Annotated in this window: 17 protein-coding genes; 9 read left to right on the top strand and 8 right to left on the bottom strand. The window is 59.4% G+C overall.

The genetic code is table 11. The features are described 5' to 3' along the window. Window positions 1-19: 19 nt before the first annotated feature. Genes FZZ92_RS07110 through larB form a run of 5 tightly spaced genes read left to right on the top strand, consistent with a single transcriptional unit; the run spans window position 20 to window position 3,741 of the window. The gene (locus FZZ92_RS07110) at window positions 20-922 is read left to right on the top strand and encodes a phytanoyl-CoA dioxygenase family protein (RefSeq protein ID WP_226397842.1); all 903 of its coding nucleotides are present in this window, start codon (window positions 20-22) and stop codon (window positions 920-922) included. A gap of 21 nt (window positions 923-943) precedes the next feature. Then, window positions 944-1,405, top strand: coding sequence for a phycobiliprotein lyase (locus tag FZZ92_RS07105; RefSeq protein ID WP_226422905.1), 462 nt, complete (start codon window positions 944-946; stop codon window positions 1,403-1,405). A gap of 6 nt (window positions 1,406-1,411) precedes the next feature. Next, entirely contained in the window at window positions 1,412-2,626 is a 1,215-nt protein-coding gene (gene trmD, locus FZZ92_RS07100) for a tRNA (guanosine(37)-N1)-methyltransferase TrmD (protein WP_226397840.1), read from the top strand. Between the two features lie 54 nt (window positions 2,627-2,680). Further along, entirely contained in the window at window positions 2,681-3,070 is a 390-nt protein-coding gene (locus FZZ92_RS07095; protein WP_370629803.1) for a TIGR03792 family protein, read from the top strand. Beyond that, entirely contained in the window at window positions 3,067-3,741 is a 675-nt protein-coding gene (gene larB / locus FZZ92_RS07090; protein ID WP_226397838.1) for a nickel pincer cofactor biosynthesis protein LarB, read from the top strand. The genes FZZ92_RS07095 and larB overlap by 4 nt, the downstream gene beginning before the upstream one ends. Window positions 3,742-3,745: 4 nt before the next feature. Here larB and FZZ92_RS07085 read toward each other — a convergent pair whose 3' ends face one another. The 5 genes from FZZ92_RS07085 to FZZ92_RS07065 form a co-directional block, all read right to left on the bottom strand. Then, entirely contained in the window at window positions 3,746-3,910 is a 165-nt protein-coding gene (locus FZZ92_RS07085; RefSeq protein WP_226423019.1) for a hypothetical protein, read from the bottom strand. A 98-nt stretch (window positions 3,911-4,008) separates the two neighbouring features. Beyond that, window positions 4,009-4,956 (bottom strand): DUF1517 domain-containing protein, encoded by a 948-nt coding sequence (locus FZZ92_RS07080; RefSeq protein ID WP_226397837.1) that lies wholly within the window; start codon window positions 4,954-4,956, stop codon window positions 4,009-4,011. Between the two features lie 18 nt (window positions 4,957-4,974). Beyond that, window positions 4,975-5,193: a sulfur carrier protein ThiS gene (gene thiS, locus FZZ92_RS07075; RefSeq protein ID WP_166016773.1), complete on the bottom strand. Its 219-nt coding sequence runs from the start codon at window positions 5,191-5,193 to the stop codon at window positions 4,975-4,977. 3 nt (window positions 5,194-5,196) lie between these two features. After that, entirely contained in the window at window positions 5,197-6,255 is a 1,059-nt protein-coding gene (locus FZZ92_RS07070; RefSeq protein ID WP_226422904.1) for a thiamine phosphate synthase, read from the bottom strand. Window positions 6,256-6,389: 134 nt separating this feature from the next. Next, window positions 6,390-7,379: a bifunctional riboflavin kinase/FAD synthetase gene (locus tag FZZ92_RS07065; RefSeq protein ID WP_226422903.1), complete on the bottom strand. Its 990-nt coding sequence runs from the start codon at window positions 7,377-7,379 to the stop codon at window positions 6,390-6,392. Window positions 7,380-7,385: 6 nt separating this feature from the next. On the opposite strand from FZZ92_RS07065, the gene FZZ92_RS07060 reads away from it, so the two are divergent. After that, complete coding sequence (locus tag FZZ92_RS07060; RefSeq protein ID WP_115023707.1) at window positions 7,386-7,946, top strand: DUF3611 family protein; 561 nt, start codon at window positions 7,386-7,388, stop codon at window positions 7,944-7,946. 606 nt (window positions 7,947-8,552) lie between these two features. After that, entirely contained in the window at window positions 8,553-9,299 is a 747-nt protein-coding gene (locus tag FZZ92_RS07055) for a phycobilisome rod-core linker polypeptide (RefSeq protein ID WP_226422902.1), read from the top strand. A gap of 322 nt (window positions 9,300-9,621) precedes the next feature. Here FZZ92_RS07055 and surE read toward each other — a convergent pair whose 3' ends face one another. After that, complete coding sequence (gene surE / locus FZZ92_RS07050; RefSeq protein ID WP_226397833.1) at window positions 9,622-10,431, bottom strand: 5'/3'-nucleotidase SurE; 810 nt, start codon at window positions 10,429-10,431, stop codon at window positions 9,622-9,624. Window positions 10,432-10,502: 71 nt separating this feature from the next. Here surE and pheS point away from each other — a divergent pair, with 71 nt between their 5' ends. Next, complete coding sequence (gene pheS, locus FZZ92_RS07045) at window positions 10,503-11,510, top strand: phenylalanine--tRNA ligase subunit alpha (RefSeq protein WP_226397832.1); 1,008 nt, start codon at window positions 10,503-10,505, stop codon at window positions 11,508-11,510. 149 nt (window positions 11,511-11,659) lie between these two features. Next, window positions 11,660-12,271 carry a ferric reductase-like transmembrane domain-containing protein gene (locus FZZ92_RS07040; RefSeq protein WP_226422901.1) on the top strand — a complete coding sequence of 204 codons (612 nt, stop codon included), beginning with the start codon at window positions 11,660-11,662 and terminating at the stop codon, window positions 12,269-12,271. A gap of 26 nt (window positions 12,272-12,297) precedes the next feature. Here the strand turns inward: FZZ92_RS07040 and FZZ92_RS07035 are convergent, their stop codons facing one another. Together FZZ92_RS07035 and FZZ92_RS07030 are read right to left on the bottom strand one after the other, a co-directional pair. Further along, window positions 12,298-13,218, bottom strand: coding sequence for a hypothetical protein (locus FZZ92_RS07035; RefSeq protein ID WP_115024291.1), 921 nt, complete (start codon window positions 13,216-13,218; stop codon window positions 12,298-12,300). A gap of 47 nt (window positions 13,219-13,265) precedes the next feature. After that, on the bottom strand, window positions 13,266-15,146 hold the full coding sequence (locus FZZ92_RS07030) for a hypothetical protein (protein WP_350223196.1): 1,881 nt from the start codon (window positions 15,144-15,146) through the stop codon (window positions 13,266-13,268). Between the last annotated feature and the right edge of the window lie 188 nt (window positions 15,147-15,334).

Here is a 15,334-nt window from a genome sequence, read left to right as displayed (position 1 = left end):
AGCGCGTAATGTCGCGCTCATGCTTTCGTTGCTGACCCGCACCAAGACCTTTCGAGATCCGTGGGTGGGTCACCCTGGCCTGAACCGGCGTTGGCAGCTGCATCGACACCGCGTCCAGCTGGCGGAGACGCTTTGCCTCTGGAGACGCCTGCTTCGCCCAGTTCAGCTGGCCAGCCTGGAGCGGGATGGCTTTGTTGTGCTGGAGAACTTTCTGCCGCAACACGACTTTGATGCCTTGCGTGACGAGGTGGAGGCTGTGGTCAGTTGCGCGTCACGCTCCCATCCAGCACCAGACAACACCCGGCCTGGCTTTCGCCCGAAACAACCCTTTCCTGGAGGTTTTGACCGTTTCGATGGTGGAACCCTCAACCGTTTTCTCCACATCGATCCCGAGCAGATGCCTCGGGCCGCTGCCTTTTCCCGCGATCAGCGGCTCCATGAGGGATCGCGCCAGATCATTGGGCTGCCCATGAATCCGCACAAGCTGGACATCTACCTGACGGTGCATGGCGAGGAGACCCGGACGCATGATTTGCAGAAGGATCTGCATCGCGACACGTTCTTTCGTGCTCTCAAGTTCTGGTTTTTTCTGCGGCCGGTTCAACGCCAGGACGGACCCTTCGAATACGTGCCGGGCAGCCATCGCCTCGATGCGCCTCGCCTGCGTTGGGAGCAGGCCACGGCCACCGCTGCCGCTGAACAACGGCGGCAGCCGGATGTCTCTGGATCGTTCCGCATTCGTGAAGAATCCCTGGCAGAGCTGGGTCTGCCCAAGCCCGTTGCCTTGACCTGCCCAGCGAACACCCTCGTGCTTGCGGATGTCTTCGGCTTTCACCGTCGTGGTGCTGCCGCCCAGGGACAGCAGCGGCTTGCGCTTTATGGCTGGAACCGCCCTTATCCCTTTCTCCCCATCAGCTGGTGACCCGGCTGAGAAGATGGTCTGATGAGCGAACAAGCCTTTCCCCCGGAAGACCCTGCCTCCTTTCTGAATCTCTGCGACGGTGAGTGGATGAGCCTTCGCAGCTGTTTTGAGCTGGCTGCCGGAGGTGATGACGACTGGCACAGCAGCGAGCGGGGTGAACTCACTGTCCGCTGCGTGGCAGAGCAGGGGGCTCTCGGTCAACTGCAGGTGCAGGCCCCTGGAGGGACCTGCAGCACCCTTACCTTCGCCGCTGATGGAAAGCTGATCCTGGATGGTGATGCCCCTGGTAGCTGGAGTTTCTGGCCCGACGGCAGCATGGAGTTGAACCTCAGCCGGGCCGACGGGGTGTGTGTGCAGGAGAGGATCTGGTTCACGCGGGTCAACCTGCGCCTGCGCAGCACCACAGCTGTTGATGCGCAAGGAACACCGGTTCAGGGCAGTTTCTGCACGGACATCCGAAGGGTGTCCAAACCCGCGGCCTGAGGCGGCATGGCGCCCTATCGCCTGGATGTGGTGAGTCTGGCGCCGCAGGCGTTTGCCCCTCTGCTGGAGCTGGGGGTGATCGGGCGTGCCTTCAAGGCAGGAATTGCCGAGTTGCACCTGCATAATCCCCGGGACTTCGCCACGGATCGCCATCGCAAGGTGGATGACGAGCCCTATGGCGGTGGTGCCGGCATGGTGCTCAAGCCGGAACCGGTGTTCGCCGCGATGGAGGAAATCCCCCGTAGCTCCCGCAGTCGGGTGCTATTGATGTCACCACAGGGGCGTCCCCTGCAGCAGCAGGATTTGCAGCGTTGGTCTACCGACCACGATCAATTGGTCTTCCTCTGCGGACACTACGAGGGGTTCGACGAGCGGATTCGCGGTTTGGCGGATGAGGAGGTGTCGATGGGTGACTTCGTCCTCACCGGCGGTGAGCTGCCGGCGATGACGGTGATCAACGGTGTTGTTCGCCTACTTCCCGGCACGGTGGGGACGGCTGATTCGCTGGTGGAGGAAAGCCACAGTGCACTCCTACTGGAACACCCGCATTACACCCGCCCCGCTGACTTTCGCGGCATGACGGTTCCCGACGTGCTGCGCAGTGGCGACCACGGTGCCATCGCCCGATGGCGTCAGGAGCAGCGGGAGCAGCGGACTCGCGAACGGCGGCCCGATCTGTTCGCCCGCTGGCAGGCCGCAACAATGGATATTCCTTTCGACCCCCTAGACCCCGGCATGGAGCTGCGCATCGGCAACGGATACGACATCCATCGGCTGGTGCCCGGACGGGCCCTCATCCTCGGCGGCGTGAGCCTGGAGCATCCCGACGGTCTTGGTCTTGATGGTCACAGTGATGCCGATGTGCTGGTGCATGCCGTGATGGATGCGTTGCTCGGGGCCCTAGCCCTTGGCGATATCGGCAAGTACTTCCCACCGACCGATCCCCAATGGAAAGGAGCCGACAGCTTGAAGCTGCTGGATCAAGTGGTGAAGCTGGTGAAGGAGCGCGGCTGGTCGGTGGTGAACATCGATGCAGTGGTGATTGCCGAGCGTCCGAAGCTCAAACCGCATATCGCGGCGATGAGCAGCACGATGGCATCAACCATCGGAATTGCCGCTGACGCTGTGGGTGTGAAGGCCACCACGAACGAAGGCTTGGGTCCAGAGGGACGGGAAGAGGGCATCAGTTGCCAGGCTGTGGCACTCCTGCAGAGGAGCTGAATCGTGCATCGACTCAGGCTTGTTTTGCTTAGGGTCATCGGACCTTGTTTGGCACTGGTTCTGTTGTTGGGAGGGATTTCGGAGGCACGGGATCAGGCATGGGCCGACCTTCAAGTTGGTGACAAGGTGGCCGTGATTGAGCACCTGCGGCTGAAGGTGCCCCAGGAGAGTCGAGAGGATTGGATGGTTGCGGAACGCGGCAGCTGGGAGCCTTGGCTGAAGCACCAGTCGGGATTTTTGGGTCGTGATCTCTTCTGGGATCCGGCAACTGAGGAGGGGACGCTGCTGATTCGTTGGAGCAGTCGTGAGGCTTGGAAATCCATTCCTCCTGCGGAGGTGGAGAGGGTTCAGGCGCGCTTCGAGATGCTGGCCTGTGAGCAAACGGGACAGAACCAGGGCAATCCCTTTCCCCTTGTGTTTGAGGGAGAACTGTTGCCGCAGTGAACACCCCTGATGCTCGTCTTGATCTGCGGCGCCGCCAGCGGTTGGGCATGGTTGAGGCCATCTGGGGGGAACACAAAACGGCCGATCAGATCATCGCCATCCTCGAGACCTTCGCCACAGCAGGAGAGTTGGGGCTCGTGACCCGGGTGGATGCCAAGAAGGCGGCACGGGTGTTCGAGATGTTGCCGGAGGTTGAGCTGCACCCTGATGCCCGCTGCCTGACCTTGGGCGCTTTGCCTCCTGCACCACCGCCTCCTGCTGAGGTGGTGGTGCTGAGTGGAGGCAGCAGTGATCGCACTGTGGTGGCTGAAGCCGCTCTTGCCCTGCGTTGCCATGGCATTGGCGTTGACCCTGTGATGGATGTTGGCGTTGCCGGATTGCATCGCCTTCTCGATCAACTTCCCCGTTTGGCAACGGCTCGGATCCTGATCGCCTGCGCGGGAATGGAGGGTGCTCTCCCGACGGTACTGGCCGGTCTTGTCTCCCAACCGGTGATTGGCGTCCCGGTCTCGGTTGGTTATGGGATCAGCTCAGGGGGGAGGACCGCTTTGGAAGGGATGCTCGCCAGCTGTGCCCCCGGGTTGACGGTGGTGAATATCGACAATGGCTACGGTGCCGCGATGGCTGCATTGCGGATCCTCAGAGGATTCGAGCCCGCTGAATTGGGCTAATTATTTAGGCGGCAGCAGCAACAGGTGGATCAATCTGGCCCAGTCGCTGGAGCTCGGCAGAGTTGCGGTCGCACTCCACGCGCAGCAGTGCATTTACAAGAGCATCCAGATCAGCCCGAGCCAGCTCGCCATCTTGTTGCCATTCCATGGAGCGGGGGTCGGGGGCCAACGCCGGAAGTCCAAATTTGGTTATCAGCAAATTAAGACTGATTCCTGAGAAGGAATACCCAGAAACCCAGAAAATCGGCGAAGAAAATCTTTAGTTCTTCAGAGGTGCTGCAGGTTGGGGTAGGCGGTGACGAGGTCGTTGGCGCTGAGCACATCACCGCGCCCCTCCGGTTGCCAGATCACTTCGAGGGCCATGAGTTCAGTAGAAGCCGTGGAACCGAGGATGCGCAGGGTCTGGCGCAGATCTTCACCGGTGTCAGCTCCACCGAGCTTGGCCGTTGCCGTTGACGCGACGAGAAGCGTCACGACGATGAATTCGTTGGTGGCATCTGCCTCGCCAGCGCTGCTGCTGGTGTCGCTCATCCGCTGACCACCGACATTGCTGGTGAGCTCAGCGTCCAGTTTGCTGCGCTCGTTCATGGAGAGGCGATTGAAGGTCGATTCAGCGGAGCTGAACGGAACACTTCCACTCTCTGCATTGGCGTAGACCCAGAGGTCCGGTTGGCGTAGCAGGGCCAGGGTTGTTTCCTGAAGCAGCCTTTGGAGGCCGGCTGAACTGCTGGTGTCGGAGGAGGCAGCCAAAGAGCGCAGATCGTCCTGAAGGGATTTGGCACTGGCCAGCAGCCCCACTTGCACCTGAATCATGTTCACGTTGCGCGGCATGGCTGGAGCTGCTGCCGCACCACCGATGGCGGGAGCACCGCCGCCGCCCCGGACGGCGTTCACCAGCACACCCGCGATGGCCATCAGGATCAGCAGCCCAAATAGACCACCCCCACCGAAGCCAAAGATCGGAATGATGAAGGGGAAGCCCATCCCCCCGCCGCGGTAACCACCTCCGCGGTATCCACCGCCGTAACTACCGCCGCTGGATCGGGGCATCGAAGGAGCGCGGAAACTACCCCCTCCCATGCGTCCACCGCGGGCAGCATCAGCTGGTTGTGCCTGGAACAGACAGAGCCCCACAAGCACAACAGGCAGCAGCAGTGATGCGAGCAGTCGTCGGGGTCGTGTCAACAGTCGGGGGGTGGCCACAGCAGCGCCCACAGCATCAGTGAGGCGACTCTAGGAACCACCACCCACGATGGTGACGATCTCAAGGGTGTCGTCATCCTTCACCAGGATGCTGTCCCAACGGCTGCGGGAAGCGATGACGCCGTTGTGCTCGGCGACCACCAGCTGGGGGTTGTTGGCGAGCTGTGCAACAACGGCTGCCAGGGTTGCGGGTGCCGGCGCTGGATCCAGAACGCGGGTTTCGCCGTTGACTTTCAGGGTGAGAGACATAGCTCAGTACTTGGCATGGTCCAGGTGCTGGAGCAGTTGCCGACAGGCCTGCCCGGTGTCATCTGCATGCATGATTGCGCCGATCACCGCCACGCGCTGGCCTCCAGCCGCAATCAAAGCCGGAAGGTTGGTAGGGGTGATCCCACCAATGGCGAAGACGGGGCGTTGGCTGGTCGCCGTGGCATCACGCACCGACTCCAGGCCAACAGGAGATCGCTCGGGTTTGACGGCCGTGGAGTGGATGGGGCCGAAGCCGAGGTAGTCGATCGGCTCCTGCTGAGCTTGATGAACCTGATCGATGCTGTGGGTGCTGCGGCCCAGAAGACGCGCGGAACCCAGCAGAGCGCGTGCCACCTCGCTGGGCATGTCCTCCTGGCCCAGGTGCACCCCATCTGCATCGACCGCCAGGGCCAGATCAACACGGTCATTGATGATCAGCAGCGCCCCGAATCGGGTGCAGAGCTGCCGGAGCTGCTGGGCCTCTTGCAGACGTTCGCGATCGTTCCCCGCTTTGCAGCGGTACTGCACCATGCTCACCCCGTTCTGCAGGGCGGCCTGCACCCGATCGCTCAGGTCATCGCAGGGGGTTGTGATCAGGCAGAGGCGACATTCCTGAAGCTTGGTGCGTCGCCTGGCCCGCAGGGTGGCGTTGAGGCAGACCACCTCCAGGTCGTAAAGGCCGTAGCGGATCACAGCGGCTTCAGCGGCCAGGGCAGGGTCGATGTTGCGTCCGTACTCCTCCAGTACACGCAGCGCTTCCTGCACCCGGGCGCAGTTGGCCGCCACCACGTGATCGGGGCTGTGGCGGTCGAGTTGGGCTGGATGCTCCAGACCAGCACCGGTGTCGGTGCTGGTGGAGCGGGCTTGCTTGTAGCTGTCGTGATGGAGCCGTCCCAGCCGTTGTCGCCAGTCCTTGAGGCGCACCACCAGATCCTGCTGCTCCAGGCCGAAGCGGCACCAGTCCTCGACAACCCTTAAGCCTTCCCGGGCACGGTCGAGGTTGGCATCGATCAGGCGTGCCACTCGTGTATCCAGGGATGTCTCGCTAGGGGTCGGATTCATGGCACCCTGTGGGCAACGGTTTCTGCGTCGGTCATGGAGAACGGTGGTTCTGAAAGCACCATGCACGTTCTGGTCTGGGGAATCGTTCTTCTCGGTGGCATCGGCGTGTTCATCGTCTGGGGTCTGGTGAATGCCTATCCGACCGTGGCCTGAGAGCCTGTCTGAAGGATCTCGCGGGCTTGGGCTGCGTCGCGGCCGATCTGGCTGCTGAGCTCCTCGAGTCCATTGAACTTTCTCTGGCCGCGTAGGCGCTGCACCGGCTCGACGCCCAGGTGCCGCCCCTCCAGCTCCAGGCTCTGATCCAGCAGGTGCACCTCCACGGCAGAGGGAGATGTGGGATCGATCGTGGGTTGGGGGCCGAGGTTCATCACGGCTGGCAGGCGATCGCCTGCCCCATCCAGTTGGGCCCAGGCGGCGTAGACACCGAGCCCTGGAAGTGCTTTGCGGCCATCCACCTGGAGATTGGCGGTGGGCCAGCCCAGTTCTCGCCCCAGGCCTCGGCCCCGCACCACCCGGCCCTGAAAGCGGTAGGCCCTGCCAAGCAAGCCTTTGGCTGCATCTAGATCTCCCTGCTCGAGGGCTGCGCGGATTCTGCTGCTGCTCATCCGGCCCTCACGGTCTTCAACGATGGGCACGACCTTCACCTCAACGCCCCCGCGAGCGGCGAGCCGTTCCAGCATCTCGGCGTCACCCCGCCGCTGATGGCCGAAGCGGAAGTTGGTGCCCACCGCAATGCGCCTGGCCTGAAGGGTGCTCAATAGAACGGTTTTGACGAACTCTTCCGCACTCAGCTGAGCGAGCTCCCGGGTGAAGGGCACCAGCACGAGCTGCTGGATGCCAAGGGGTTCAAGCAGGGCGAGTTTTTCGCTCGGTAGATCCAGCCTCAGGCGTGCTTCGCCGAACAGCACCTCACGGGGATGGGGCCAGAAGCTCACCACCGAGGGAACGGTCTCCTCTGGGATGCCCTGGATGGCCTCATCGATCACACGACGATGGCCCGCGTGCAGGCCATCAAAACTCCCCAGGGCGAGGGCTGTTGGCCGACGGGCCTCCTCTGGAGAGCAGAGCGGAATCAAGGAGGTGCAGAAGGTGTGCTTTGGTGGCAAGTTTGAACGACCGAGCATCAGGGCATGGCCGACCGCCTCGATTTCCAGAAGTTGTCCTTCGGCGTGCGTCGGATGGGATGGATCCGTTTCTGGATTCAGGTGGTTCTCGGCATCGTTGTGGTGGGTGTTCTCCTGTTCAACAACATTGGCGGCAGCCTGGCCCGCAATTCCGAACGTGCTGTCGGGCTAGGGCCTGGCCTGTCGCTCACCTCCCTGGCCTTCCTCGTGCTGCTGTTCAGCCTCTGGCAGGGCTGGCTGATCGTTCGTGCCGGTCGGGCCATCGACAGTGCTGCCCGACCCAGTCGGGGGGAGGTGGCACGGCTGATCAAGCGGGGGTTGCTGGCGGATCTGCTGGGCCTCACCTTCGCCACGATCGGCTATCAGGCCCTCGCCGGCAGTCTGTTCGTGCAGGCTTCGATGCAGACCCCCGGTATTGCCATCGGCGGCCGCGGCATGGCCGACAACCTGGCGATTACGTCATTGGAAATGCTGTCCGTGCTCAGCAACACCCAGGTGCTGTTCGCCCATCTGATCGGTGTGTTGTTCTCCCTGTGGCTGCTGCAACGGGTTTATCGCACGCAATGAATGGATCCCTTTGGCTCCGGTTGCCTCTCCATCAGTGAATGAATGCCTTAAGGCTTTTTCGTGGTTCTGATCTGGGGAGAGAGGCATCAGGTCGAGCCTCGATGATTGGGTTTGGTTGCAAGCCAAAGCTCTTCGCTTGACGTCTTGATGCGCAAATCTCGCTGAACTGTTGAAGGCTGAATTGGCCTGCGTCCAGGACTGTTTGGATCTTCAAAGCAGTCGCTTCTCAGTGATGCTGCAAGGCTTTAGGAAACTAAAGATAACTAATTATTCTTTAATTTAATTTTTTTTCGCGTTCAGAGGAAATTGTTGTTTCACAACTAAGTTCTCAATGCGCTCCCGTTGGAGTTGCGCCGTCAACGGTCTTTCGTGCTCGCAATTGCTTGGCAAAGGCTTTCAGTAATTCTGCTTTAAATGAACGCTTCCCTCTCACCCAAGTACAGGTTCGGCGCTGAGTCCAAGTCAATGGACGTTGGTTTTGCGTCGTCTCAGGCCCGCAGGGGGATGAGCCCAGCCGCTCTGACGAATGCCGAATATCTGAGGCAATCGTGTGCACAGATGCGTATTGGTATCGGCCCAAGGGACCATGTTGAGTGTCCGCATCGGGTGACGTTTGATCGTTTTTCTCCGTCAGATGGAGAGGCTCTGCGCGAGTGTATTGATGCCGCATACCGGCAGGTTCTGGGTAATGCACATGTCATGGCCTATGAGCGTTGTGATTCGCTTGAAGCAGAATTCGCCGACGGACGTCTTTGTGCTCGAGAGTTTGTTCGTCATCTCGCCAAGAGTGAGTTGTATAAATCCCGTTATTTCTTAAAGGTTTCTGCGTACAGAGGGATTGAGTTGAATTTCAAGCATTTGCTTGGCCGACCACCTCTTAATCAGCAAGAAATTATTAGTTCAGCTGCAATCCAAGCTGAGCATGGGTTCGATGGGCTGATTGACTCCATTATTGATTCTGCTGAATACACAGAAGTCTTTGGGGATCATGTGATTCCTTATGTTCGATCGTTCACTTCTGCAAGTGGAATGTCGATGCAAAACTTTGTTCGAATTGCGGCTCTTGAGCAAGGTTTTGCAAGCAGTGATCGATCGAAAGGGAGCGATAGCTTGCTCCGTAGCAATCTTGCTGGCGGAGTATCCATTGCTATTCATGTGCCGCCGGCGCCAGAATATGTACAAATGTCTGCTGCGTGGCTGGGAGGCAAGCCACCCGCAAATTATGAAAAGCTGTGGCGTGGTTTGGCTCTCGTGGGTGGTGCTCACCTCGCTGGAATGCTCGTGAATGTAGTGTCACAAATGCTTGGCATTCACGCACTCGACCGAATCCCTGCAATGTTCCTTGGTCTTTGACCTGACCTTTTCAGCCAATCCTGGGTGCAAGCCACTTGATCGGTTTGCACCCATGAGAAGTCAAAAGTCATGGCAAAACATCTGGCTTAAGTCCTTGTGAAAGGCCTTTGAGTTCTGCACGCACTGCGGCTTGTCTGCTCAGTCAACTCTTTCCCAGTTCAGTTGTGTTGTGCGTCGATGCCTCTCATCGATCCCCTTTCGTTTGTGCAGAACGCTGTTGGTTGTAATCGTCTGTCTGGCTTGATTCTTTGGGACGTTTTCTGTTGTCCTCCAGGCGCTAAACAGTTTCTGACTCCCTGTCAGCAACTGTTGGAAAGTCGATCTAGCGCACCAGCTGATCGTTGAGCTTGAGATTTGGGAGGCCGTTGAGTGGCCCCCGCCAGAACAGGTCGGGTTGGATCGGCGTGAGGGAAGGGGAATTGGTATGGATCTGGGCCACATCGCTGGGCCAATCCCGGGGGCCTTCACCGGCCGATTCCAAATCCTGCACCGCTTCCCCGGCCAGCCAGTAGTAGGCGCGGCCACGGGGGTCTTCCCGGCGGCTGAATTGCTCGTCGTAACGCCGGATTGAGAGACGGGTCCAGCGCAGTGCATTCATCTCCTCCCTGGAGCAGGGGGGGATGTTGAGGTTGAGCAGAAGGTTTTCGGGCCACTGGTCTTCGATGGCCTGTTCACTCACTTCCATGGCCAGGTCGGCGGCGGCTTGGAATTGACGCCATTGGAAGCAGGCGCTGCTGACCGCAAGCGAACGAATGCCTTCCAGGGTGCCCTCCATGGCTGCTGCAACGGTGCCGGAACAGAACACGTCTGTTCCAAGGTTGGGGCCGTGATTGATGCCGGAGAGCACCAGGTCCGGCTTCTCCTTCACCAATTCGAACAGGGCAAGCTTCATGCAGTCGGCAGGGGTGCCGCTACAGGCCCAGGCGGTGACTCCTGGAGCAAACAGTTCGTCGGCTCGCTCGGCACGGATGGGCGTCTGCAGGGTGAGGCCATGGCCGGTGGCGGACCGTTCCTGATCCGGGCAGACCACCGTCACCTGATGGCCACGGGCTGCCGCAGTAGCGGCCAGGGTTCGGATGCCGTCGGCGAAGACCCCATCGTCGTTGCTGATCAGGATCCGCAGCGGGGCCATGGCCGTATTTGCACTGCGGTGAACCTAAGCGGCTTGGCTGCTTACAGTCGGCAGCTGTCAGACACGTCCCTGTGAGCGCACCGGTCACCCTGCAGCAGCTCACCGATCAACTCGATGCCCTCGAGCAGCAGGCTGCGGCCGAGATCGCCGAGGCGGCCGATGCCGCTGCGCTTGAGCAGCTGCGGGTCGGGCTGCTGGGCAAGAAAGGTCGCATTTCCGGTGTGCTGGGTGCCATGGGCAAGTTGCCGGGTCAGGAGCGCCCCCTGGTGGGTCAGCGCGCCAATGTGCTGAAAACGCAGGTGCAGACACTGTTGGGCGAGCGGCTTGAAGCCGTGACGCAGGTGGCCATGGCGGAGCGGATTGCCAAGGAAATTCTGGATGTCACCGCTCCGGCTTCAGGGGTGCCGATGGGGCATCGCCATCCCCTAATCACCACGACAGAAGAGATCGTCGATCTGTTCCTGGGCCTCGGCTACAGCGTGGCTGAGGGGCCTGAGGTGGAGCAGGACCACTACAACTTCACCGCGTTGAACATCCCCGAGGATCATCCAGCCCGGGACATGCAGGACACCTTCTATCTCGGGGCTGACCTGCTGATGCGGACCCACACCTCACCGGTGCAGATCCGCCATCTCGAACAGAATCCGCCGCCGGTGCGCATCGTGGCTCCCGGGCGCGTGTATCGCCGGGACGCCGTCGATGCCACCCACTCGCCTGTCTTCCACCAGGTGGAGGTACTGGCCATTGATGAAGGGCTGGATTTCAGCCATCTGCGCGGCACGGTGATGGCCTTCCTCAAGGCCTTTTTTGGAGACCTGCCGGTGCGCTTCCGGGCCAGCTACTTCCCCTTCACTGAGCCCTCAGCTGAGGTGGATGTGCAGTGGAGAGGCCGCTGGCTTGAGGTGATGGGCTGCGGCATGGTCGATCCCGCTGTGCTGGAAGGCCTTGGGCTGGATCCTGAGCGTTACAGCGGTTTTGCTGCAGGTCTGGGGGTGGAGCGGTTCTGCATGGTGCGTCACGGCATCGATGACATCCGCCGGCTTTACACCAGCGATCTGCGTTTCCTCGAGCAGTTCTGAGGGGTAAATACTGTTTTTCAGAGGCGCTGACTCTGAAGCTCGAACAGAGCCAAGCTTTTCTCCGCTCCCTGCTCTCCTCGGTGCTGTCTTCGACTTGCCGTTGGCAACGCTGAACAGCGTGTTTAAAAAAGAGATTTAGGGGAGAGTCGATGGCACGTCTTGGCTGGCGACTGACCGCCTTGGCGACGCTCGCGATTGTGGCGGGTCTGGCGCTGCATTTCGGCGTCTCTCGTTGGACGTCAACGTCAGTCGCGGCAGGCATCGATGCAACGGGACGTAGCTCCCTGGTTCTCTTTTCGATGGCCTTTGTGGCTTCGAGTGTGCAACGCCTCTGGCCGTCATCCCTGAGTCAGTGGATGCTTCAAAACAGGCGCTGGATCGGGTTGAGTTTCGCGTCGTCCCACGCGATTCATCTGGCCTTGATCCTTGCGATGTCTCTGGATTTTCCGGATCCATTCCTGAGTGAGCAGCCCGCAGGGAAGTGGCTGGTTGGGGGTGTGGCGTATCTGTTGATTGCCTTGATGGCCCTGACGTCGACGAATGCGGCCCAGCGATGGATGGGCATGAAGCACTGGAAGCGATTGCACGTGATTGGCTCCTATTGGATTTGGGCTGAATTCGCCCTCACGTATGTGAGCCATGTGAAGAAAGGGCCAGCTGATTTCTATGCACCTTTTCTTGTGTTCACCCTGGTTCTTTTGGTGATCCGCTGGGTTGGCCACATCAAACCCAAAAGCCCATTAAGCCCCGTGAGTGGATAAACACTCAGGTCTCCCTGGATAAAAGCTCAGTCAAACAACCAGCGGAATCCCATTGAAACCCCGTTTTGTGTGGAGGAGTAGGCGTCGCGTCCGTTGTGGGCTGAGTAGTCGATCCCGAAGTAGCGATAGGCCAGGGAAATCTGGGCGGAATTGCCCAGGGCGTAGGCCACACCCGCCTCGATGGTTCCTGACAGATCCTGTTTTCCGTTGAGCCCAAAACCACCGGCATCCATGGCCAGGAAGGCTTGCCAGTCTTCACCCAGAGCAAGGGTGGTGTTCATGCCAACGAGGGGCTGCACCCAGGTGTTGTGCCACGTCTCACTGGCTGCATCGGCAATGTCGCGTTGAAGCTGCCTTGAGGGAAGGATTCCCTCGACGGTGACGTCGTCTTTGAACGACACGTCCATGTCCAATGAGGCGTCGATCAATCGCATCCCTGCAAAGCCAATGAAGCTGACCGAACCTGGCGTCATCTTTGGCTTTTGAATCTCACCGGCGCGGTAGCGCAGGGCTAGATCAAAAATGGTTTGCTCGGTGTCGGTGACCGACTTAATCGTTCCCTTGGAGTTGACCCTCCGCTCCGGCAGGAGCGGGTGGCGTTCGTTCTGAATGGGGTTCGAGCTGTTCCAGGACGAGACCGTCTCGGATGTGCTGAAGCTGAGATGGTCCAGTCCTGCTTGCAGGCCAAACCGCCCTTTCTCAACAGCCACCTTGCCGCTGAACACACCGGTGAGCATGTCCAACACATCGCTGAGATCCAGCGTTTCTTTGGTGCTGTTGTTGTCCAGTGTGGTTTTGGAGTGGGTTTCCAGGGGGAAGAACCCGTAGGCCTCCACATACACGCGGGTGTCGTTGTCCTTGTCTGCGGCTTCTTCTGCGGTAGATGGCAGTGCAAGCGGAGCAAGTAAACAGGCAGTGGCGAGGCCAAGCAGGCGGTTGAGACGCATCGGGGTTTGGAACGGAAGAAATCTGACGATTGAGGCCAACGAAGCCATCAGCGTGGCTTGCGCACAGGACCCATGAGGGGGTTCTGAACCGGTCCGGCAACGCCATAGGTCACAACGAATCCCTGCCCCCCTCCAAATGTGGAGGTGCGACCCCTGTAGGTGGGGTTGATCACGACTTCACCATCGAACCAGTTGTTGGCGCTCCAGAGATTTCCAGCGTCATCAACGATCACATCGGTGGTCATTTGAATAACGCCGCTTTGGTAGTTGTGAATCACATCCCCGGTGGTTTTTCCTGCGGGGCATGTGGCGGGATTGACGCCGCAGATGTGAGTCAAGCTTTGACCATATAAATTGCCGACCCAGACATTGTCATTGCCGTCGATTGTCACACCCCATGGGATATAAGCGGTGCCTTTGGCGATGTCCTGCTTGAGAACTTTCATGTCGGGTGAAATCAACCCAACCATGCCAGTTTGCGTGATGTTGGGGTTGGTCAAAAGGTATTCAGCACCGGCCTCAAATTCCTCCATGATGGTCTTGGGTTGTGGTGCATTGGCCGGGATGTTGGGCGGCATTTTCGCGCCTGGAGGTAGTGCTCCTTGAGGAGAATTGGATTGCTGGGCAATCCACACGTGCCCTGTTGAGTCAACGGCAACACCACGTGCCCCAAGGTTCACTTCGATCGTTTTGGCCTGATCAGGAGTGTCCCCTGGAAACACGGTGAGTTTGTTGTTGTAACTGCTGCTCACCCACACTCTGTTTTGCGCGTCAACGGCAACACCGAAGGGTGCTTGGAGGCCATCAATTGTGATTCGTTCCCCTTGGGTGTAATCGCCACCTGGGAAATGAATCATGTGGTTTGCGGTGTTGTCGGCAATCCATACATCTCCGTTGGCGGCTGTGGCGACGCCCTGAAGTTGACCCACTTCCCCATCAATGGTGGCTGGCCCGAGGGCTTTGCCGTCTTTGAGGTCGAACACCCCAACCATGTTGTTGAACGCACCAACCCAGGCATATTTTTCTGAGACGCCAGTCCCCCAGCCCACACCGTTGATGCCTTGGCCGTTGTAACCGCTAATCGCTGGCGAGAGGGGTGTGCCACCGGGGCCGAAGTGGGTCACACCTCCGCCGATGTTGTTCACCACGCCGGATTGAGATCCCGGCATCCAGTTGGTTCCACTCCACATGCTTCCTTTGCCATCAAACATCAACTTCCCGAGCCCTAAAGCACCGCCACCGTTAAAAACCAGGGAGAGGGAAAAGCTTTTGGGTTGAAACAGCAAATAGGGAGCGGTTGCAGTTGTGCGCAGCTGTGTCGCTTTGTTGACCGGGTAAGAGCTTTGGAACAGCTGATAGAGCGCTCCGGCGTTCTTCCAGGGTTGTTGGGCGATGGATGTCATCGCCGATAATGTGTTCTCTGAATTTGTCAGTGTTAGCAGCTGATCGCATGCTCGAGATTGCGTCGGTTGCCCGCACAGAGCAATCAGATCTGAGAGCACATTCATCCGAGCTGCAGTCTCAGAATTCAGCAGGTTGGTGCTCTTCAGCAACGTCGCGCCAAAGCGTCCTGTGCTCTGGTCCACCAGGTTTTCCACTTGGCTCGATCCGATCGCTAAGGCGCTTTGGCTCCCTTCCAAAGCTGTGCCTTCAAGCAGCTGAGCATTGGGCCAAACCGAACCAACGGTAGTGAGCTCGTTGATGGCCACCTGCTGATGCTCATCTCCGCCGAGCACCGTGAGCATGGTGAGTTGGTCGGCGCTGGATCCGCCGATGTCGCCCCCCTGGGCCACGAGATAGTGGACGACCCCTTGCGTTGCTCGAACGTTGACACTGAACGCACCGCTTTTGTTCGAGCGATGGGTGCTCAGTTGTTTGGGGGATTGCCCGGCTTGGGTTTGCCAGAGGGTGATGGATGAGTCGCTCACGGGCTGACCCTTCAAAGAGATCTGCCCTTTCAAGGTTGAATGCCCTCGGGCTTCGACAGATCCAGTTGCGGTCCCAAGAGCCAGTGCACTCAGGGCGAGGACCTGTCCAAGCGTTTTGAAGGCTTTCATGGACGTCAATACGTTTTTTTTGGTCTAGGGAGAAAAAGAAATTTGCGCAGCGTTTCGAT

Source organism: Synechococcus sp. MU1611, from assembly GCF_020514255.1.
Lineage (GTDB): Bacteria > Cyanobacteriota > Cyanobacteriia > PCC-6307 > Cyanobiaceae > Parasynechococcus.
This window is presented reverse-complemented; position numbering and strand designations above follow the sequence as displayed.